This is a genomic window from Candidatus Bathyarchaeia archaeon, assembly GCA_035283685.1.
Lineage (GTDB): Archaea > Thermoproteota > Bathyarchaeia > Bathyarchaeales > Bathyarchaeaceae > DATETJ01.
On sequence record DATETJ010000002.1, the window covers coordinates 339,563 to 358,459 of the forward strand.

The window sequence follows — 18,897 nt, forward strand, 5'->3', positions numbered from 1 at the left end:
GGCTAGTCGACAATTTCTTTTACCTTTTTCTTAAGTTTTTTTGCCTTTTCAGAGAGGTTTTCTTCATCGAGTTGCTCCAATAATTCATCTATTTTTCTTCCAGCGGCTTCATAACCCATTCCAAATTCACCTCCCTTTCAGTCATTCAGTAGCTTCTTCTTCGTGTTCTTTATGCTTTTGAATCTTGCCCACAGCTTTACTTCTCATGCGTTCCAGCTACGGGAATTTCACTTTGCAAACTCTTTTTAACAGTTGGTTTTATCTTATATTATTCTGATAGCGATGCCCAGAAACCTAAGTCTGAACGACATCGTATCAGAGGCCAAGCGACAGAGGGATGCCTATGAGTGGGCAAGCGCAGCGGAATTGTACATAAAGGGCTCAGACGTCAGCCGGGAGTATGGTGACTTTCTAAGAACAAGCGAGCTCTACGAAACGATTGGTCTATGTTATCGCTTGGCAGCGATGCAGGCAGGTACTCCTAGAAGCTTTGTGGAGCGTCTTAGGCTGGCTGCTGAAGCTTACGATAATGCAGCAAACACTTACGAAAAAATTGGGGGAAATGAAGCGAGAGTATGTAAATGTCTTGGTATGGCCTCTTATGCCAGGTTTTGGCTTGCTTCATCACCGGACAAAAAGAGGGAAGCATTAGAGGCGTTCAATGCGCTCAAAATGAGGGTTTCCAAGTTTTTTGGGAAAGCTGGAGACCCGATTGGATTGGGAAAAGCCTATAACGAACTTGTCATGTGCCTGTGCGAAAGTGACAGTGACAGATGCACACTTGAGTGGGATTACTCCAAGCGAGAGAGAATGATACGTGAAACTCTGAGACTTGGGGAAAAAGCAATTGCTACATTCTCTGAAATGAAAGATGACAACGAGGTCGCCAAAGCCTATTCTCTGACCGGCAAACTCTACGAGACCGCACGACACATTTGTGAATCAGAAGAAAACAAAAAGGAATTTGGCCAAAAAGGTTGGAACTACCTGAAGAAAGCAGTTGAGCTATGCAGGAAGACCGGTGACCTCCGTCTTAGTTGTTTGGCAAACATTTGGTGTGGGATATCAACTGCTGATTGGACCGGAAACCTTGAAGACTCTCTAAAGTGCTTCGAAGATTCAATGCATCTAGCTCAGAAACTCAGAGATAACTATCTGAAAGGTCATGCAGCGCATTGTTTAGCTTACGGTCTTTATTGGAAGTGCTTGTTAGAACAAGACCCAGATAAGAGGAAGGAATTGTTCAGAAAGGCCATTGCATATGAAGAAGATGCATTGCGGTACTTTCGAATTTTCTCATTTGTTCCTGTAAGTTTCGGAATACTGCCAGATAGTTATTCCTCTCTTGCTCAGGAGGAGACCGATCCTCAGAGAAGACACGCACTTTTGGAGAATGCGGTTCATGTCGGCCAACAGATCTTGACCTACGCTGAGCGATCCGGTCAATTTCCCAGACCAGATTGGGGCGTTTACCATGGCCTTAGCAAAGCTCTCTATTACTTGGCCACGATCGAGACCAATATGGACAAGAAGAAACAACTCCTTGAGAAGTCCTTGAAACATAGAGAAGAAAGCGTGAAGATAACCGAAAAGGCCCTCCCTTTTGACTATTGGAACCGTGGAGTTTTCAGAAACTACCTGGCACTTCTAAACTCAGAGCTAGCTAATATTGAGGGTGACGCTTCCAAGAAGCGTGAACTCTTGGGGAAAGCCGTTGAGAATATGGAGAATAGTTTGGAGGCTTGTTCTAAACGCCTACGACTTTCACCTAAAGCAAGTCTCTATGTTACAGTTGGAAAGTACCAAGACAACTACGCAAGAATCCTGAGACAACTTTACTCGTTAACTGCAGATGTTGGCTGTCTCAGAAAGGCAATTCGAGTGCATGAAGGCGCTGTCGAGGCCTACAGCAAAGCCGGCTGGCCAGGCAGAGTCGCTGAAGCCCAGTGGCAAATAGCCATGAACTACGACAAATTAGGCGACTATCTGACAGCAGCAAAGAGCTTTGAGTCCGCCTCCGAAAGATATCGGGCCGCCGCAGACGGGGTAATTCCGTTAAAGGAGTTCTATCTGGACCATGCCTTTTACATGCAGGCTTGGAAAGAAATCGAAGAAGGAAGACACTATCATGGTGTTGAGGACTATGCGCTTTCGAAAGCGCGATACCGAAAGGCGTCTGACCTGTGCAAGTCGTCAAAATCTTGGCGCTATCTTGCCCCAAACTATTCTGCCTGGGCGCATTTAGAGAACGGCGAAGATCTGAGCAGAAAAGAACGGAACACCGAAGCTATAAGTGCCTTCAAAGAAGCCGCCAGACTCTTCATTAAGGCCAAGCAGTCCCTTGAGGCAGCTATCCCTAGAATCCAAGGTTTGGCTGAAAGAGACAAAGCCACTGAGTTAAGCAAAGTCTCTGATCTTAGGCGGGAATATTGTTTTGGGAGAATTCTGCTTGAAGAGGGCAGAATCCTCAACGGGGAAGGCGACTCTTGGCAAAGTGCAGAGAAGTACGGACTGGCGGCAGAAGCTTTTCAGAGAGTCATGGAGGCGCAGGCAACTGATTGGGAACGCGAAGAGCTACTTCCAATAGTTTACTCTTGTCAAGCGTGGGAGAAAATGAAACTAGGCGAGCGAAAAGTTTCGCCTGAATTCTTCTCTCAGAGTTCTGAGCTCTTTCTAAAGGCGAAAGAGCATAGCTCCAAAGAGAAAGCAAGTCTGCTGGCGCTGGGAAACAGCGCATTCTGCAAAGCGGCTGAGGCGGGAACACAATTCGAGGTGACTGGAGACTTGGCGTTCTACTCGACTGCCAAACAAAACATGGAAAGTTCAGCTAATTATTACCTGAAAGCAGGGTTTGAAAAAGCATCAGCATGGGTCAATGCGAACGAAGCCTTGCTCGACGCGTTTATGCACATGAGTTCTGCTGAAACTGAGATAGCCCATGAGAAGAAGGTTCAATTCTATCAGTTCGCGGAGAAATACTTGGAACGCTCAGTGCACCTTTATGAAAAAGCGGGGTATAGAGGCAAAAGAGACGAAGTTCTCAAGGTCTTGGCAATGGTTCGAGAAAAACGCGAGTTTGCACTCTCGCTAAACCAAGCGTTGAGGGCTCCGTCCATTGCATCCAGCACGTCCATCATCTCGGTTCCCAGCCCAACCCATGAAGAACCCGTCGGCTTGGAAAAGTTTGAGCACGCCAACATCCAAGCACACTTAGCTGTGCCCGATGAAGTAACGGTTGGAGAGGTGTTTGAAATTCGGCTTGATTTAGCAAACGTTGCCAGTGAACCAGGGTTGCTGGTAAGGATAGAGAGCATGGCGCCCTCAAATCTCAAGATAACTGAAGCTGTTCCCGATTACAAGTGGGACGACGGCACTGTTGACTTAAAGGGCAAACGTCTTGAGCCCCACAAGCTTGAATCAATTAAAATCTTGGCAACAACAGCGGAAGGTGGAATTGTCCACCTGAGTCCCAGAATAGTTTATGTTGACGAACTTGGGCGATTCAAGGTATGTCAACCCGAACCAGCGGCAATTACGATCTATCCAACGGGCAAATTCGAGTTTAACGCAAATAATGCGCAAAGAGTGTTCGAGTATCTGACTAAAAGCTTTGTAGAAGATTACATGAGAAAGAGGCTGACTCTGGACAAGTCAGGCTGGAGAACCCTCATGCAAATCGTGAAAAATGCAGGGGTTTCAAAATCTAGCGTTTATGGTACGCAAGCACACCGTGGAACGGGCCTTTCGGAGCTAGAAGGTCGTGGTGTCGTTGAGCTACGAATTTTCACAGAGGAACGGGGTCGGGGAGGGAAGATAACCAGAGTACGTATAGCTTATGAAAAAGACATAATCAAAAGATACATTGATCAGCAAGTTATGAAAATTAGGGAAAAATAGAGTCGCCTGTTTCGGAACGGACTTTCCAGTTCAAGCAATTTTCATGGCTTATTCTCCTGTATGTGCTAGATGTTGTCTCTTTTTGGAAGTAAGACCGCTGGGTAATGCCGTTTCATGGTTTGGCTCAGTTTCTTGGCTCTTTCATGTTGGAAAAAAACCCAGGTATTTTTCCTAACTTAAGGGTAGACCAAGAAAACAAACGGGGGTGACACAAGGATGGAAGTCTCAAAAGTGAAGCAGAAGTTGTTCAGGTTGCCTGGCGCAAGCGTGTTCTTCAATAAGGTCAGCGCTGTACTGCAGACAACCAAGGCTTCTGTATTGGGCGTTCAGGCACAAACTGATGATTCCGACTCTTATGCAGCCATGATGTCATGCAGAGCTCGGCAGCTTGAGGTCGATTTGTTGCGAGCAGAAGCGGAAGAATACGCGCGAAGAACCCGCCAGAGATTAGTGTAGAACAGAACAGCCCCTTGCATGCAGAAGCAAGTGCATTTTCTTTTTTCAATCGCTCTAGCTGTATTCTCTGAATGTGTGGCTGCATTTAGTGCATCTGAAGAATTGGGTTGAGGATTCGTCGCTTCCTCTGGTTTGCACTTGCCATACGTAGGCTAGGTTGTTTCCGCATTTTGGGCACTCGATTCGCACTGTGGGCAGAACTCGCAGTTTCTGTTCTTCCTTGCTGATGACGGCTATGGTCTCCTGCGGGCTGTGTTCAATCACTTTTGCAACGGGTTTCAGTCCTTTTGTGGGTTGTCGCTTCTTGTAACCGCATTTTGTACAGGTCATTACAATGTTGGCTTTCTTTCCTTCTTTGCCTTTCTTAGGGACAAGCCTTGTTCCACACTTAGGACAAAACTCCATGTGATTGCTGCCCTCACTTTCTAAGAGTATTGCGTTCTTCCTTTATGCCGGGTCTTTTAACCTTTTCCATTTTCCACAAGCTAAACGGACACAAAGATCGTGTGCTTACCGTTGCCCAAGTCCGGAAGCAATAATGTGCGCTACACGCAACGGCTCTGGAATGTTGCTTCGAGTTGACGTATTCTTCAATATGCGTTTGACGGTCTCATTGGAAAGTCCTACTGCATGCACATAGATGGGCTCCTCACCTTCACGAGTGCGCGCCTTGACGACCTTGCCTGCCTTCTGTATGACTTTCCACCTGTTGTCTGCCTCGGGCAGATGCTGCAATGCCTCCCTTATGTCATTCAAGTCTGGTTTGTCACGTGTGACCGCAATGACGGGTAGCTTCGTTTTCTCATGAAGCTCCACGATGTCAACGACGTTAAAGCCTGCAAGTGTCACTCCGTTAATCATGATTACGCGCAGTTGCCGGTAGTGCGGCGACTCTGTTATCATGTGTGACAGCTTCTCGGTGGCGTCCATGCCGTCTACTCTTGCGGTGGTGTGCATGAAGCCGTCAAGCCATTGGCCGCCTCTAAAAACCACGCCTACGACGTCAACCACTTCATCTGAGTGTGGTGTGAACACTCCGTCGTCTATGCCTAAGACTCGAATCTCGGGTTTGACCTCACGAATGTCGCGTTTCTCAGCTTTCTTACGCTTACTTATGTTCATGGCATGCGCCGAGTCTGTGCATAATCTTCAGCAGAAGGGCAGCAAACGCTTCAGCTAGGTCTTCGCCTTCTGACAACGCTTTGATGCAGTCTTCCATTTCAAGCAGGTCCTGAAGCCAAGCGAAAACAAGCAGCGCCTCAGCCGCGTTTCCACGGGTATGCCTGTCTACTCGGTGGGGAAGTAGCTTGCGCAGCCCTGACGTTTCGACAGCGTTTGCAAGGACTTGGTTGTTGACTTTAGCGCCCATAGGATGTCCGTGTCTTTGGGACATAGCCAAAGAGTAGACAAAATTGACGTAGGAGTCGCCTAAGCCAGCAAGATCCTTGTCGAGTAAAATCTCCTCAAAGCTATTGTAACTCTTCAATGTAGGCGTTGAGCGAGTCATTTCTTCTGCCATTGTTCAAGCGCTTTTTCAAAACTGACCCGGAATTCCTTGTTGCGATGTCGTATCTTCTCAGCAGCTTCTTTCAACGCGGTTTCAGGTCTCTTCTCTGGTTTACGTTTCTCCTTCATTCGAACGTGCATTATGGGGTTTGACACCAGTGGATGTTGTACGCTGTAGCCGCCGACCTCCACAGTCGGGTCTTCAAGCAAGGCTTTCTCAAAGAGATTGCAAAATGTGTGTCCTTCACCAACGATTTCGACGCGCATTTCATCAGTTGTCTTGCGGAGAATCTTGATTTCCATCTAGATTTCACCTTTGTCGTAGTCGGCGGCAGTTTTTCTTCTTTCAGAATTGCCACACTCTGGACATCGCATGATAAACCTCTTCTGTGACAGTGGGTGTCCACAGCGTGAGCAGAAAGAGTAAACCACGCCCAAGTCCTTATCGTTAGTTGTTAAGTGGAAGACTCTGTTCTTGTCGCTGACCACTCTTGCCCTGACGATGTCGCCCGCCTTGCAAACGTCATACATGCTCTCTACGTAGCGGGGGCTAACGTCTCCTATGTGCAGCAAACCGCTGAAAAACCCGCTTAACGAGCGGTCACCCACCTGAAAGATCCGTATCGTTGCCTGCTTGTTCTGCACCTCTGAAACCTGGCCAGTCACCGTCGTGCCCACGTGTGGCACGCTGCTAATGTGGGCTTTGGGATAAACAGTAACCTGTTTGTTCAGTAGATCCATGAGTGCTCTGCCTGTGGCAGCTGAATAAATCGTGCCTTCGGATTCGTAAGTTCCGGGTCCGGGCGTAAACTCTTCAATCACGCCTAACCGGTCGCCTGGCACTACGATTTGTCCGCTTTTGCGTTTAGCTTGTGGTGAAGCCATGATTATTCCTCTTTAACCTCAATTCGATAAAGATCCACATCGACCTCATGTTTACGTTTGGTGTGAAACTCAAACATTCGCGGAATGTCTAGCTTCATTTGAAATATGCTCGTAACCTTTCCCCCTTTCGACTCAATAAACCTTTTGATGAAAGCCCGAGTGCTCTCTCCGCCTTTGTGAAGCGAGTAGATTCTGGGCGCTAGCTCCAACGCCTTAAGAAGAAATTCCCTGTCTGCTGTTCTTCTCTGAACACCGAAAGGGGGGTTCTGAAGAACAGTGTCAGATTTGCCACGCAATACACCGATGTCGCCGACTATCCAGTTCAGTCTCTCTTTTACGTTTAATTTCTCGGCGACTTCCTTGGCTTTTCGTACAGCTAGGACGTCCACGTCAACGCCTACTACTTCTCTTGCTCCTATGAACGCGGCGCCTATGGCGAGTCTGCCTGTGCCACAGCCAAGGTCAACAACTGTTTTGCCTAGAATATCGTCATTAACGTACGCAGCTATGAATAGTATCTCCGAGGCAACATCGACGGGAATGGTGTACTGCTCGAGACGAGCCTTGGGTGACGGATAAGGCTCTACTTGTTGAAGGACACGTTCCAAGTCTAGTCTTCGAACCAGCCTTTTCTGAGCAGTTGTTCCCATGTGATTTCTCCAGCTACAACCAAAGCTTCGTTTACGGTCAGAACCGGCTTATGAAACCTTGATGCGTCGTCCAAGCTGATACGCGGACACGCTGTGTTGACATAAGCGTCTAGAGTTGGAAACTCCCTCAAACTCTCCGGTGTGACTTCTCGTATAGCTAAGAGATAAGATTTCTTTCCAGCCTTCTTCAGTCTATTGCTGATTTGAAGTGCTTTTTCAAGTCGTCTCTGTCCGCTTTTTAAGCCAACCAGAATGCCCACACGTTCGCCGTGAACCGCCGCTCTAATGCTTGCCCAGCGTTGTTTCCTAATTCGTTCAGCCTCAGAATCAACTGAATAGGCTCTTTCCTCATAGGGATCAGCGACAACGACGGGTTTCGACGTGGCTAAAGCCACACCAATCGCGTGAAACCTGCCCCCACCAGCAAAGAGAAAGCAGTCCACATCCTCTGCAACGGCGTCCGCGTTGCTGTAATCGCACCCAATAACTTGGCCTGCATACTTAAGTCTGCCAGCATCGCCGACGGCAACGCTTTTTCCAGCTTTCAAGAGCATCCTCTCGGCTTCATCCAATTGGTCAACATGTTGAACTGTTGTCACAAGCCCGATGCGTTTCCATGCTTTGAGAAGAGGCAGAGCCTTTTTCACTGCAGTCTCTAAACGAAGAGTCGCCTTGGTTTCGATGTAGACCACTGATACACGTTCATGTTTGCCTCTATGCATTGAGCTGTGTCCAAAATGAATAACCAAGTCAACGTTCAGGTCGTCTGCCTCTTCAAGTGCCAAGTCGCATGCGCCGTAGCAAGGGTCCGCTGAAACGATGACCTGTGCGCCTGTTTCCTCAACTGCCTCTGCCAATCGTGGACCTTGAGGCTTCAAGCCCTCAGGCAGCTGGATAAGAACCCGCTTGGCATTGTGCTTTCTCACTTCTTCCTTTACTCTTGCTTCCTCGAAATCAAAGATAGAGGGCTTCAAGAAACACTACCAGGCTCTGACGGAAAGAAACAGCTTAGCAGTTTACTCTTCCCATTCAGGGTTCCATTCAGACTCAGGCTTGACCTTCTTTGATGGTCGTCCTAGGCTTTCTTTAATTTCGCTTAGACGTTCCAGCAGTATCTTTTGTTCAAGGCTGGCTACCCACTGGCGGGTTCGGACAACAACATCGTTGTTCACAGAGATGCTGTCAATGCCATTGCGCACGAGAAATTCAGCAAAGTCAGGCAGGTTTGATGGCCCTTCACCACATATGGACACTGTTACTCCTTTTTGATGCGCAACCTTGATCAAATGTGCAATCATTCGTTTGATCGCGGGGTCACGTTCATCAAAATAACCCATCAAACCGAGCCTTTCCGAGTCTCTGTCAATCATCAAGACGCCTTGGGTTAAGTCGTTGGAGCCTATGCTGAAGCCGTCGCACAGCTTCGAGAACTCGTCGGCCATGATGCAGATGGCTGGCGTTTCCGCCATGAACCATACTTGAAAGTCTTTGCCGCGTTCCAAGCCTTCCTTCTTCATGATGTCGAGGCATTTTTTGGCTTCCCAAAGCGTTCGAATCATTGGAAGCATGATCCAGACGTTTGTTAGCCCCCATTCCTCTCGGCACTTGCGTATGGCTTTGCATTCGAGCAAGAATGCTTTCTCGTACCACTGGCTAATGTAACGGCTCGCTCCTCGCCAGCCCAGCATTGGGTTGGCCTCAACGATCTCGTACTTGTCGCCGCCCTTCAATTCACGATACTCATTGGTTTTGAAGTCGCTGAGCCGCACAACTAGGGGGCGAGGGTGAATAGCCTTTGCCACAGTGGCCACACCATCAGCCAACTTGTTGACAAACTCGTCGCCTCTGCCTGTTTCAAGCAGGTAAACCGGGTGATCGCCTATGTGACTGGCAAGGATGAATTCAATGCGCATAAGGCCGATTCCATCAAACGGAAGATGCTTGTACTCTTCTATCTTCTCTGGGACACCGAGGTTCATGTAAATCTTTGTGGCAGTTATCGGTGCAGATTCAAGCGTGACTCCGCCTGCGGAGACTGTGGACATGATCGAGGCTGGTCCGGGCGCCTCAGGCATGGCAAGCTTACCTTCGTAGACCACGCCGCTTCTGGCGTCAACCGTGTATTCGCGGCCAGTAACCATAGTTTTTGTGGCGTTTTCCGCGGCAACAATGCATGGTATGCCGAGTTCACGGCTAACTATCGCAGCGTGACATGTGACGCCTCCTCTTTCTGTGACAATGGCTCCAGCCATTTTCATGTATGGCACATAGTCAGGGTTAGTCATTTCAGTTACAAGTATGTCGCCTTTCTGCATAAGATTTGATGCGTCTTCGGGCGTGAAAACAATCTTGGCTACGCCAGCACCTACGTCTCGCCTTCCAGTTGCTATTCCTTTGGCAACAACTCTCATGCCGGTCTGAGTGGGTAGTAGGGTTGGTTTTGAGATTTCGGCAGTGGGTATCCGCGATTTTGAGGTCCAAACAGTCTCAGGTCTCGACTGCACAATGAAAACGTTTTTTGGAAAAGTCAAGTCTCGGTCAATTGCCCACTCGATGTCTTGCGGCTTTCCGTAGTGTTCTTCAATGCGCTTTGCTGTCTCGGCCAGTTTTATAGTTTCTTCATCAGTGAGGCTAGCTTGTTCTTGCCTTTCAACGGGTACCGTTGCATGAATCGTTTCTCCAGCCTTTGGGTCACGAATATATTCCACTGTCTTCTTGGCAATTCTCCTATCAGTGATCTTAAGGGTATTCTTATCTACGCTAAAGTTGTCGGGAGTTACTGCTCCAGACACGATTGATTCGCCCAATCCCCAGTTGGCCTCGATTACAATTTGATTTGCGTCGCCAGTGTCGGGGTTTATTGTAAACGTAACGCCTGCAACCTTCGAATTAACCATTTTTTGGACGCCTACGCTTATGAGAACTTCTTCATGTTTGAACCCTTTTTGATCCCGATAGAATATGGCGCGGGGTGTAAACAGGCTAGACCAGCAATTCCTAGTCTTCTCGATTAGTCCATCTGCGCCTTTAACATTCAAATACGTTTCCTGTTGACCTGCAAATGATGCGTCTGGTAAGTCTTCGGCTGTGGCGCTTGATCGAACTGCCACGAACACCTCCGCTATACCAGTTTTCTCTTCGAGTCCCTCATACGCGGCTCTTATCGCCTTCTCGATGTCAGCAGGCATCGGCGTGGACTCGATTATTTTTCGAACCTCTTTCGAAGCCTTCTCGTACTGCTTTGGGTCATCAGGGTCAGTGACAGTTTCCTCAATCGTCCTGTAGATTTTTTCAGCTATGCCTGTTTTTGTGATAAACTCGTGATAAGCTTGGGCTGTTATGGCGAAACCAGGCGGTACAGGAATTTTGGCTCGTAGCATTTCGCCGAGGTTGGCGTTTTTTCCGCCTACTAGCGGTATGTCTTCTTTGCCCAGCTCCTCAAACCAGAGAATGTGTTTTTCTTTACGCGGTGGAGGCAACAATGTTCACCTCTCTTAGACCTGTGTAGGTCAATTCGGTGTTTTTTCGATAACTATGCGGCATGGGACTGGTAGCTTGGCCTGTCCTCTTTGTAGAGCTTCCTTTGCCACTTCAACTGCGTTTTCGTTGACGCCGATTTCGATTATGGGCTGCCCGACTTTGACTCTGGCAGCTATGCCAATGGGTTTGCCGAAGGCTTTTCGCATGCCGTCTTGAAGTCGGTCGGCGTGTGCACCAAAGATCATCTTGTTCTCACGCAGTATCGTGTGAGGGTAGGGCACGACTCGCAAAACGTAGGCGTTTGCCAACTTGGTCATAAGAACACGGTTAGATGCCACTCGTGCAGCTTCAAGCGCGTTGTGGCGAATCTGCACCGCACCTGTGGCTATCAACCGAGCCTGCATTGAGAAGCTTGCCTTTGTGTCGCCCATTGTGAACTTGGTAATCTTCGATGGAGGGGATGCTCTAATGTACTCTTTCCGCGTGTAGGGAGCGCCTTTGACCGCTCGGTAGTTTTTCGCTTTCATAAAGCCATCCCATCTTCACGCATACGAGTGCATTATATTTAAACCATTTGTTGAGAACTTCAACTTAAAAGAAATATGAATTAGAGCTATGTTTAGAGAAAGATTAGCCCATAAATGGTTCTTAGGGAAAGTCGCCTTTCAACCAAGTCTTGGCAAGCTGGCTGAAGTTTGGAAAGACCTTTCTTAGAATCGGTATGTACATCATTATTTCGTCATGGGTCATGTCCTGAAACTGGTATTCACCCATGTAAGGCGAAGGCTCACCTTCCCGCGTGATAAATTCAATGTGCATGAATGGGTCGCCGCGTTTGATTGTTATGGACTTCCGATCATTGCTCAAATTGACTAGTTCAAGGGCAAGGCGGCCGACGAAGCCGCTGTGGACTTTGGCGGCGTTTAGGAATGATAAGCCCATGCGCCCGTACCGGCTCTTAGCGGTAAGGTGCGCTACATATTCCGGTGGCGTGAAAACAACCTCATTGGAATTGATGTTGCGGTGTTCCAAATACTGCAATGTAGCTTCTTCTTTGACAGTTAAGACGTAGCTGTCGCCGTCGAGAAGACGGTAATCATACGGGTAAATGATCTTGTGATTTTCGATTAGTTCAATGAGCTTGTTCTTGCCGACTATGCACATGCGCTTGCACCTTAAGCCTTCTGCATTAAGACACATCTGAACTATATTTGATTTGTTAGCATGATAGGTTAAACTCCAACGGTTTATATGTATGAGAAATATTATGTTAAATTTTCACAAGCCAAGGAAGTGTGTGCTATGCCCGAGAAGGTTCAGCCAAATCGAACATTAGACTGCTTGGGGCTCTTTTGTCCTGAACCCGTTTTCAGAGTACGCATGGAGCTAGACAACATGAAAGTCGGCGAGACACTCGAGGTTCTTGCGGACGACCCAGCTGCTGAGGAAGATATAAAGAGCCTCTGCAAACGCTTGGAGCAGCAGATTCTGAGCATGAATAAAGAGGGCAACACACTTCGATTTGTGATAAGAAAGGTGAAATAAGGAGGAAAAATCCAAGAATGAATGCCAAAAAGAAGATTCTCTACGTGCAGACAAGTGGTGTCGACACGCCTGAGCGAACTTACGCACCGTTTATATTGGCTGCCACAGCGGCTGCTATGGGCTTAGATACCACAGTCTATTTTGTCATAAAGGGCATAACGGTAGTCAAGAAAGGCGCGGCTGAACAAGTAAAAATTGGTCAGTTCCCAACGTTAAGGCAAGTGATGGATCAAGCCATCAAAGCTGGCGTCAAGCTTGCGGTGTGCGAGCAAAGTTGCATGCTACTTGACATTGCTCGCGGAGACTTCATACCTGAAGCTAAAGTGGTTGGCGCTGCCACCCTAAACGATTTGGCTCTAGATGCTGACGTCGTGTTGTGTTTCTAGAGGTCTGAGCCCAAGATGACGAGACGTGTATACATGGATCACACGGCAGGTAAGCCAGTTGATCCCAGAGTACTTGAGAGCATGATGCCCTATTTCACAGAGAAATGCGGCAACCCATCCTCGCCTCACTCGTGGGGTAACGAAGCCCGAAAAGCCATGGAAGACGCCAGAGCACAAATACTTGCCTTGATCGATGCAAAGAAGCCTGAAGAATTGTTCTTCACCTCAGGCGGTACAGAAAGCAACAACCTCGCCATAAAGGGCGTCGCGTTGAGGAACAAAGACAGGGGCAATCACATTGTCAGCACGGCTATTGAGCACATGTCCGTGATGAACCCATGCAAGAGCCTGATCAAACAGGGATTTGAAGTCACATTTGTCCCCGTAGACACGCATGGTACGGTTGACCTTCAAGCGTTGGAAAAAGCGATTACGGACAAGACCACACTAGTCTCTGTTGCTAACGCCAACGGAGAAATAGGCACCATTCAACCGATTAAAGAGATAGGTGAGATAGCGCATCGTAAAGGCGCATCTCTCCATGCGGACGCTGTGGCTGCTTGTGGGCAGGTGCCAATGAACGTTCAAGCCGAAAACATCGATTTGATGTCAATCTCGTCAAACGACATGTACGGACCGAGAGGAATAGGCGCCCTCTACGTCAAAACGGGAACTAGAATCGAGCCCATTATTCACGGGGGCGGACAGGAACGAGGTTTAAGGTCTGGGACAGAGAACATTTCCGCTATAGTAGGCATGGGCAAAGGGGCCGAAATCGCCAAGGCAGAAATGAAAGCTGAATCCGAGAGGCTGACCGATCTGCGAGACCGATTGATCAAAGGCGCTCTAGACAGCGTGCCTTCCTCATTTCTGAACGGCCATCCAAGGCAACGCTTGCCGAACAATGCCAACGTGCGATTCAGCTACATTGAAGGCGAGTCTTTGATTCTGAGTCTCGACATGGCTGGGGTCGCTTGCTCTTCAGGCTCGGCTTGCACATCTAAGACTCTAGAGCCTTCGCACGTATTGTTGGGCATTGGGTTGAAACATGAGGAAGCTCATGGTTCACTGCTTTTCACTTTGGGCAAGCAAAATACAAAAGACGACGTCGACTACGTTGTAAACGCGCTGCCCGATATAGTTAAAAGACTCCGATCTATCTCTCCATTAACTCCGAAGGAGATGCAGCAATAGTCATGTACACCGAAAAAGTCCTTGACCATTTCCGCAACCCACGCAACATGGGTGAAATGCCTGACGCTGACGGGGTCGGAACAGTGGGCAATCCGGTGTGCGGTGACTTGATGGCCATCTATATCAGGGTCAAGGACAACCACATTGAAGACATCAAATTCAAGACCTTTGGATGCGGCGCAGCCATCGCGACCAGCAGCATGATAACTGAGTTGGCTAGGGGCAAAACCTTGGAAGAAGCGATGAAGATATCCCGTGGCGATGTGGCTGACAACCTAGGTGGTCTGCCGCCCATAAAGATGCACTGCTCAAACTTAGCTGCTGATGGCCTGCATGCGGCGATTCAGGATTATTTGAAGAAGAAGGGGGCGCAGAAATGACCGAGTTTGTCAAATGTGACCTGTGTAGCGTGGACATCTGCGAGCCACAAAAATGCGCTTTCGCATTAGTCAAGCGTACAATTGGCGACAAGGAATACTACTTCTGCTGCGAAGCCCACGCAAAAGAGTTCGAAAAGAAAAAGAAGAAATAGGGCAGTTCACTTTCGCCCAAGCATTTCCATCAGGCGCTTTTCATGTGCCTCTCTAGTCGTCAACGGGTAGACTTGGCGTTCACTATCGAAGAACAAGGGGTCTTCGCTTATTATCCTCGATAGTTCGTTGTCTGAGTTTGCGTTGCAGACTATCATGTGCCCTTGCCGCCCGATTAAGTGGTAATAAGAGTCAATCTTGCCGTCTGACTCGAGCTTTTCAAGATACTTGAACTGAGCTGGTGTTAACCGGGCTAATCGTTCGATGGGCACTTGAGGCTTTATCCACTGCAAAACCAGAAACTTCACGTCCAGTCACCTCTTCAACTCTATGCGCTTTATCTGGATAAATTACTTGCCTGAATTACAACAAGGTTTTCAAACGACACTTTCTCTTCAGCGATGACCTTCGCCTCTAACTTAGCTGCATGAAACCGTTTCAAGGTTTTGTCGATGTCCGCTAGACTGGACTGCACCAGCAGGATCTGTCCGCCTCTTTTGAGGTGTCTTGGCGCTTCTGCGATAAATTGATCAATGAGCCGTCTTCCAGTTGGTCCACCAGCCCAAGCTCGTCCAACCCAAGTCTTGTGTTCTTTTGGCGCTGAAGGCAAGTACGGAGCATTGAAGATGATGAGGTCAAACGTTTCTTTTGCCTGCACTGGTTGAAACAAGTCTCCTCGGCGTACATCTATCTTGCTGCTGGCGTTATTGGCGTCAGCGTTTAGTCTGGCGCATTCAACCGCATGTGGGTTCGCGTCTGTAGCTGTGACTTTGCGTGCCTTCTTTGCTGCAAGGATGGCGAGGATTCCGCAGCCTGTTCCGATCTCCAACACCGTGTCTCCGTCTTTGACAGCTTCATCCAGAATATCGGCGATTAGAAATGTGTCTTCGGCTGGTTCGTAAACGTCGTTAAACACATCGAGGTTGAGATCATCATAGATTACGCGTTTTCTCGGTGATTTCATTGGTTAATGCTCCGAAGTCTTCAGGTGCGAGTTCGCGCACTCTTTTGTCATGAAAAGTTAATGAGTCAGCTATCGCTTGGGCTTTTTCCCTTGTCCCAGTGCGCTTCTGAATCAAGGGCACAACGGCATTGCGCAGTTTCTTATTGCGCTGCGTGAAAACAGTCCGAACTACTTCAAAAAATGCCTTCTCATCCTGAACTCTGAAAGGCGTTGGCTTGGGCTTAAGGCGTACGATTGTTGAGTCTACATCTGGGGGCGGATAGAAGCAGTCTTTCGGCACGTGGTCAAGCAGTTCCACATCTGCTCGGTAATAGACTGCGACAGTCAATCTGCTGTAGTCCTTGCTGCCCACTGATGCTGTTAACCGTCTAGCAAACTCCTCTTGAAAGACTAAAACCGCGAGTTTGAATGGTCTCTTGAGCAGCCAGAAAAGCAGAGGAGAAGAAATTGAATACGGCGGAGTCGAGACAACTTTATCGAATCTCGGAATATTAGCCTTCAGAACATCGTTTTCAACGACCTCTACATTCTGGAGATGCGATATTTGCCGCCTTAAGACGAGGATAAGCTTCGGGTCTATCTCCACCGTGATGACTTTCTTGGCTTTTGATGCGAGTAGACGGGTGAGAGTCCCAAGTCCAGGGCCGACTTCTAAAACTGTGTCATTCGCATTCACATCTGCATGGGTGATCAAGGACTGCAGTACTGAATCGTCAACAGTGAAGTTTTGACCTAATCGTTTCCTTGCGAAAATGCGATGTCGGCGCAGCGTGTTGAGCGTCTCTCTGTACAAGCTTAGCGATTTGTTATGGCGCCCGAGTGAACAACCTGTATTTGCTTTCACCCGACAACTCTTCCAAAATTCTCTTGGTTACGAGTTTGGGGGGGCTTGGAATGCTGGCACGTTGTTGCAGGTCAACGAAGTCTTTGAAAGATGATCTATCGCGTTCATTTATGATTTGCCACATGTACTTCTTGCCTATCCCAGGAATCAACTCCAACGAATGCATTCGCGGCGTTATCGCCTGAGTTGTATTAAAGAAATTTATGAACCAAGCTTCTCGATTAAGCACAATTTTTTCGACAACAGTGGGCAACTCTGTCTTGGCCGCAGAAGTGAGTTCCTCGTAGCTTACCCGACCAATTATGTAGGTTATCTCTTGTCTCGAGTCTTTGCCTACGTAGACTCTGTCAGCGGCCCTCTTGAGCAAGCCTTCTCTCAGAGTGGCTTCGAGCAAAGTGAAGAATTCTTCTCCGACAAGTTGGACGAGGGCTCCTGCTCGGTACGAGGGCCTAGCCTGCGGTCTACCGTGAGGTAAGTAGTCTAGCACGTAGGCGTGTTCTTCGTACCTCTTCTCCATACTCTCCTTGTCCTACCATTCATCCCTAAACAAACGAATTCTTTTGATGTGGCGTGCCTATTCTCTTATTTTCTGTGCTCATCTAAAAAGCTTAGTATCTCTTGGAGCTTCGAGGTCTCGATGATTTTGCGTCCTCCACCTAGAAACACGCGGATTTCCTCAATGCTTTCGGGCATAGAGTTGACTATCTGTATAGCTTCTTCTTGATCCAGCCCAAACTTGTCCTTAAGAGTGTCAACTATCATTTCCGCCTTGTCCTCATTCACTTTGGCAAATTTGGAGGCATAATCCAATGACCTGCGCTGAAACTGATCCAGCTTGTCTTCGCCAATCAGCTCTAGCACCTTCTTAACATCTGGAATGGTCAACATACGTTCGCGCACTGCCTTTCGAGGCATAACCTAATCCACCACACCACTTGAATACAGCGTCAAATGCTCTGGGCGTACAATTATTTCTTTTGTGGCGTCGCCCTGTGTTACGTTGACCACGTAGGAGCGTCCGCGTTTAGCTCTGATGACGCCCACCTTCCCATGGAAGCGTCTATGAGGCATACCCTTCTGCACGCTTGAGTCTATCGTAACAACGATTTTGTCTCCTTCGTTGTAACCGTGTAGGAGTTTGCTCAATGTTGTTTTGCCTCGTTCTCTAGGGTCCTTCCTAAACAGAGCTCTTGTGTTCATCTGATGGCCTTTTTTCCTCAATTACTTATCGTCCTCCATGTAAACGCCCAACACGTCAAGCTCCGCAGGAACAGCCTTGACGCCTAAGATCTGAGCCACGCTGGGCACGGTTCTGCCATCGTCTCCCGTTATCAATTCCTTGATGTAGAGACCTCCTTGGCATCGGATTTCTAGTTCAAAGCGATTGGGCGTCAACCTCTTTACATTCGCCTCGTATATGTACTTTTCCCGAATCATATCAGCGCGGCGATGCATGACGCGTTTAGGCGTCTGCTGCTTAACAAGCGTGCCTTTCAAAGCATCTCGCAACGCTGTCAGCTGCTTCTCAGAAACGCGCTTATCCACCTTCACAGTTGCCCTGTATCGTTTTTGAGCTTCTTCGCTCCGTTTGAGCTTCCTAACCACGTCTTTGTCTGCAAAATACAGATCGGAGACCTCGACTTTGCCTTTGGCGCCGGCGTTAATCGTCTCCTTCAGGTTCCTCAAGTTGATGAAACGTTTTCGTGGCTTCTTGACTTCGATGACGAAGGGGCGCCCTGAGCCTAGCATGCGGGCGTCGATGTCTTCGCGTCCGGCTCCATGAAAGGCTATGTCCTCTCCTTGGGTCATCTTCAGCGCTGGATAACCTACGATCTCCTCAACCGATTCAGGATACATCTTGCCCGTCCAATTGCAGTTCTTGCAGCCTTTGCCCCTGCAGTTGCTACAGAGCCATCGTGATTGGGGAATGTCGCGTACGAGTTTGCGGTATCGGCCGCCAATGTGGAGCGGATTAACCTGCAAATAAACATGCCCTGTGAACGGATTGATCAGAACAACTATTTCGGGGCGTTCATACTCGACCTGTTTTCCAGTTGCTTCAGCGATTCTTTTGCCGATGATTCGACTGAATTCGTTGCGCAAGCTTTCTCCATGCTTAACCGTGAATTCGCCTTTGACCTCGTCTTCTCGTTCTTCCACTTCAACAGGAAGTTCAACGCCTACAAGCGTAGTTTTGTATTCATATTCCTTCAACTTGTCCAAGGCGAGAGTTGTCAGTTCTTCAATGGACTCTAAACGTCCTTGACAAAGGTGGCAAGGCTGTGACTCGTTTGCTTTCTTCTTCATTCTTTTGAGGATTTCAGTAGCCATTGCATAGTTGCCGTTGGAAGCCAGAGTTTTCAGTAGCGTGACTCCCTTGTTGTTCTTCATCGTTGCCAGTCGGTGTGCCTTCATTGTTAGAATGAGTTTCAGGGCTTCGCCTCGTTTTTCGTTATCGACGCCGTAACCCAAGAGTGCGAATTGTCGGCCTAGGCAATGGTTGCATAATGGATGTTTCTCTAACACTTTTTTTGCTGTGTCGAGGATGTCAAGCGTCAAG

24 protein-coding genes are annotated in these 18,897 nt (G+C 48.2%); 7 read left to right on the forward strand and 17 right to left on the reverse strand.

The genetic code is table 11. The features are described 5' to 3' along the window. Window positions 1-282 precede the first annotated feature (282 nt). Both VJ249_01925 and VJ249_01930 read left to right on the forward strand, forming a co-directional pair. A complete protein-coding gene (locus VJ249_01925; GenBank protein ID HKZ93325.1) occupies window positions 283-3,897 on the forward strand; it encodes a hypothetical protein in 3,615 nt (1,204 codons plus the stop codon). Between the two features lie 216 nt (window positions 3,898-4,113). After that, window positions 4,114-4,353, forward strand: coding sequence for a hypothetical protein (locus tag VJ249_01930; GenBank protein HKZ93326.1), 240 nt, complete (start codon window positions 4,114-4,116; stop codon window positions 4,351-4,353). 54 nt (window positions 4,354-4,407) lie between these two features. On the opposite strand, the gene VJ249_01935 is transcribed toward VJ249_01930, so the two are convergent. The 10 genes from VJ249_01935 to VJ249_01980 all read right to left on the reverse strand — a co-directional run bounded on the left by VJ249_01935 (window position 4,408) and on the right by VJ249_01980 (window position 12,038). Then, window positions 4,408-4,758 (reverse strand): transcription factor S, encoded by a 351-nt coding sequence (locus tag VJ249_01935; GenBank protein ID HKZ93327.1) that lies wholly within the window; start codon window positions 4,756-4,758, stop codon window positions 4,408-4,410. A 105-nt stretch (window positions 4,759-4,863) separates the two neighbouring features. After that, the gene (locus VJ249_01940) at window positions 4,864-5,475 is read right to left on the reverse strand and encodes a DUF99 family protein (protein HKZ93328.1); all 612 of its coding nucleotides are present in this window, start codon (window positions 5,473-5,475) and stop codon (window positions 4,864-4,866) included. Further along, entirely contained in the window at window positions 5,462-5,872 is a 411-nt protein-coding gene (locus VJ249_01945; GenBank protein ID HKZ93329.1) for a ribonuclease III family protein, read from the reverse strand. Before VJ249_01945 ends, VJ249_01940 begins: the two co-directional genes overlap by 14 nt. Next, window positions 5,857-6,162 carry a DNA-directed RNA polymerase subunit L gene (locus VJ249_01950; GenBank protein ID HKZ93330.1) on the reverse strand — a complete coding sequence of 102 codons (306 nt, stop codon included), beginning with the start codon at window positions 6,160-6,162 and terminating at the stop codon, window positions 5,857-5,859. The genes VJ249_01945 and VJ249_01950 overlap by 16 nt, the downstream gene beginning before the upstream one ends. Then, window positions 6,163-6,744, reverse strand: a complete 582-nt coding sequence (locus VJ249_01955) for an exosome complex RNA-binding protein Csl4 (GenBank protein HKZ93331.1) — start codon at window positions 6,742-6,744, stop codon at window positions 6,163-6,165. Window positions 6,745-6,746: 2 nt separating this feature from the next. After that, window positions 6,747-7,394, reverse strand: coding sequence for an METTL5 family protein (locus tag VJ249_01960; GenBank protein ID HKZ93332.1), 648 nt, complete (start codon window positions 7,392-7,394; stop codon window positions 6,747-6,749). After that, entirely contained in the window at window positions 7,355-8,368 is a 1,014-nt protein-coding gene (gene dph2 / locus VJ249_01965) for a diphthamide biosynthesis enzyme Dph2 (protein ID HKZ93333.1), read from the reverse strand. The genes VJ249_01960 and dph2 overlap by 40 nt, the downstream gene beginning before the upstream one ends. A 42-nt stretch (window positions 8,369-8,410) precedes the next feature. Further along, a complete protein-coding gene (gene ppsA, locus VJ249_01970; GenBank protein ID HKZ93334.1) occupies window positions 8,411-10,873 on the reverse strand; it encodes a phosphoenolpyruvate synthase in 2,463 nt (820 codons plus the stop codon). A gap of 30 nt (window positions 10,874-10,903) precedes the next feature. Next, on the reverse strand, window positions 10,904-11,401 hold the full coding sequence (locus VJ249_01975; GenBank protein ID HKZ93335.1) for a 50S ribosomal protein L16: 498 nt from the start codon (window positions 11,399-11,401) through the stop codon (window positions 10,904-10,906). Between the two features lie 121 nt (window positions 11,402-11,522). Then, a complete protein-coding gene (locus VJ249_01980; GenBank protein HKZ93336.1) occupies window positions 11,523-12,038 on the reverse strand; it encodes a hypothetical protein in 516 nt (171 codons plus the stop codon). 138 nt (window positions 12,039-12,176) lie between these two features. Between VJ249_01980 and VJ249_01985 the strand changes: the two genes are divergently transcribed. Genes VJ249_01985 through VJ249_02005 form a run of 5 tightly spaced genes read left to right on the forward strand, consistent with a single transcriptional unit; the run spans window position 12,177 to window position 14,531 of the window. Beyond that, window positions 12,177-12,419: a sulfurtransferase TusA family protein gene (locus tag VJ249_01985; GenBank protein HKZ93337.1), complete on the forward strand. Its 243-nt coding sequence runs from the start codon at window positions 12,177-12,179 to the stop codon at window positions 12,417-12,419. Window positions 12,420-12,436: 17 nt separating this feature from the next. After that, window positions 12,437-12,805, forward strand: coding sequence for a DsrE/DsrF/DrsH-like family protein (locus tag VJ249_01990; protein HKZ93338.1), 369 nt, complete (start codon window positions 12,437-12,439; stop codon window positions 12,803-12,805). A gap of 15 nt (window positions 12,806-12,820) precedes the next feature. Next, window positions 12,821-13,999, forward strand: coding sequence for a cysteine desulfurase family protein (locus tag VJ249_01995; GenBank protein ID HKZ93339.1), 1,179 nt, complete (start codon window positions 12,821-12,823; stop codon window positions 13,997-13,999). Between the two features lie 2 nt (window positions 14,000-14,001). Further along, the gene (gene nifU, locus VJ249_02000; GenBank protein ID HKZ93340.1) at window positions 14,002-14,379 is read left to right on the forward strand and encodes a Fe-S cluster assembly scaffold protein NifU; all 378 of its coding nucleotides are present in this window, start codon (window positions 14,002-14,004) and stop codon (window positions 14,377-14,379) included. Further along, window positions 14,376-14,531 carry a hypothetical protein gene (locus VJ249_02005; protein ID HKZ93341.1) on the forward strand — a complete coding sequence of 52 codons (156 nt, stop codon included), beginning with the start codon at window positions 14,376-14,378 and terminating at the stop codon, window positions 14,529-14,531. Before nifU ends, VJ249_02005 begins: the two co-directional genes overlap by 4 nt. 6 nt (window positions 14,532-14,537) lie before the next feature. Here the strand turns inward: VJ249_02005 and VJ249_02010 are convergent, their stop codons facing one another. The 7 genes from VJ249_02010 to VJ249_02040 all read right to left on the reverse strand — a co-directional run bounded on the left by VJ249_02010 (window position 14,538) and on the right by VJ249_02040 (window position 18,896). After that, the gene (locus VJ249_02010) at window positions 14,538-14,837 is read right to left on the reverse strand and encodes a muconolactone Delta-isomerase family protein (GenBank protein HKZ93342.1); all 300 of its coding nucleotides are present in this window, start codon (window positions 14,835-14,837) and stop codon (window positions 14,538-14,540) included. Window positions 14,838-14,866: 29 nt separating this feature from the next. Beyond that, complete coding sequence (locus VJ249_02015) at window positions 14,867-15,493, reverse strand: HemK2/MTQ2 family protein methyltransferase (protein ID HKZ93343.1); 627 nt, start codon at window positions 15,491-15,493, stop codon at window positions 14,867-14,869. After that, window positions 15,462-16,337 (reverse strand): 16S rRNA (adenine(1518)-N(6)/adenine(1519)-N(6))-dimethyltransferase RsmA, encoded by an 876-nt coding sequence (gene rsmA / locus VJ249_02020; GenBank protein ID HKZ93344.1) that lies wholly within the window; start codon window positions 16,335-16,337, stop codon window positions 15,462-15,464. The genes VJ249_02015 and rsmA overlap by 32 nt, the downstream gene beginning before the upstream one ends. Beyond that, complete coding sequence (locus tag VJ249_02025) at window positions 16,300-16,854, reverse strand: DUF655 domain-containing protein (protein ID HKZ93345.1); 555 nt, start codon at window positions 16,852-16,854, stop codon at window positions 16,300-16,302. Before VJ249_02025 ends, rsmA begins: the two co-directional genes overlap by 38 nt. A 65-nt stretch (window positions 16,855-16,919) precedes the next feature. Next, window positions 16,920-17,252 (reverse strand): RNA polymerase Rpb4, encoded by a 333-nt coding sequence (locus VJ249_02030; protein ID HKZ93346.1) that lies wholly within the window; start codon window positions 17,250-17,252, stop codon window positions 16,920-16,922. Window positions 17,253-17,255: 3 nt separating this feature from the next. After that, window positions 17,256-17,558, reverse strand: a complete 303-nt coding sequence (locus VJ249_02035) for a 50S ribosomal protein L21e (protein HKZ93347.1) — start codon at window positions 17,556-17,558, stop codon at window positions 17,256-17,258. Next, window positions 17,559-18,896, reverse strand: a complete 1,338-nt coding sequence (locus VJ249_02040; GenBank protein ID HKZ93348.1) for a tRNA pseudouridine(54/55) synthase Pus10 — start codon at window positions 18,894-18,896, stop codon at window positions 17,559-17,561. It lies immediately after the preceding gene. Window position 18,897 lies beyond the last annotated feature (1 nt).

Excerpts from the sequence above, each read along its gene's own strand:
- VJ249_01935 (HKZ93327.1), bottom strand. The coding sequence starts at position 4,758 with ATGGAGTTTTGTCCTAAGTGTGGAACAAGGCTTGTCCCTAAGAAAGGC.
- VJ249_01925 (HKZ93325.1), top strand. The coding sequence starts at position 283 with ATGCCCAGAAACCTAAGTCTGAACGACATCGTATCAGAGGCCAAGCGA.
- VJ249_01945 (HKZ93329.1), bottom strand. The coding sequence starts at position 5,872 with ATGGCAGAAGAAATGACTCGCTCAACGCCTACATTGAAGAGTTACAAT.
- VJ249_01950 (HKZ93330.1), bottom strand. The coding sequence starts at position 6,162 with ATGGAAATCAAGATTCTCCGCAAGACAACTGATGAAATGCGCGTCGAA.
- VJ249_01955 (HKZ93331.1), bottom strand. The coding sequence starts at position 6,744 with ATGGCTTCACCACAAGCTAAACGCAAAAGCGGACAAATCGTAGTGCCA.
- nifU (HKZ93340.1), top strand. The coding sequence starts at position 14,002 with ATGTACACCGAAAAAGTCCTTGACCATTTCCGCAACCCACGCAACATG.
- VJ249_01960 (HKZ93332.1), bottom strand. The coding sequence starts at position 7,394 with ATGGGAACAACTGCTCAGAAAAGGCTGGTTCGAAGACTAGACTTGGAA.
- VJ249_01975 (HKZ93335.1), bottom strand. The coding sequence starts at position 11,401 with ATGAAAGCGAAAAACTACCGAGCGGTCAAAGGCGCTCCCTACACGCGG.
- VJ249_02025 (HKZ93345.1), bottom strand. The coding sequence starts at position 16,854 with ATGGAGAAGAGGTACGAAGAACACGCCTACGTGCTAGACTACTTACCT.
- VJ249_02030 (HKZ93346.1), bottom strand. The coding sequence starts at position 17,252 with ATGCCTCGAAAGGCAGTGCGCGAACGTATGTTGACCATTCCAGATGTT.
- VJ249_01995 (HKZ93339.1), top strand. The coding sequence starts at position 12,821 with ATGACGAGACGTGTATACATGGATCACACGGCAGGTAAGCCAGTTGAT.
- VJ249_01940 (HKZ93328.1), bottom strand. The coding sequence starts at position 5,475 with ATGAACATAAGTAAGCGTAAGAAAGCTGAGAAACGCGACATTCGTGAG.
- VJ249_01980 (HKZ93336.1), bottom strand. The coding sequence starts at position 12,038 with ATGTGCATAGTCGGCAAGAACAAGCTCATTGAACTAATCGAAAATCAC.
- VJ249_01930 (HKZ93326.1), top strand. The coding sequence starts at position 4,114 with ATGGAAGTCTCAAAAGTGAAGCAGAAGTTGTTCAGGTTGCCTGGCGCA.
- VJ249_01985 (HKZ93337.1), top strand. The coding sequence starts at position 12,177 with ATGCCCGAGAAGGTTCAGCCAAATCGAACATTAGACTGCTTGGGGCTC.
- VJ249_01990 (HKZ93338.1), top strand. The coding sequence starts at position 12,437 with ATGAATGCCAAAAAGAAGATTCTCTACGTGCAGACAAGTGGTGTCGAC.
- VJ249_02005 (HKZ93341.1), top strand. The coding sequence starts at position 14,376 with ATGACCGAGTTTGTCAAATGTGACCTGTGTAGCGTGGACATCTGCGAG.
- VJ249_02015 (HKZ93343.1), bottom strand. The coding sequence starts at position 15,493 with ATGAAATCACCGAGAAAACGCGTAATCTATGATGATCTCAACCTCGAT.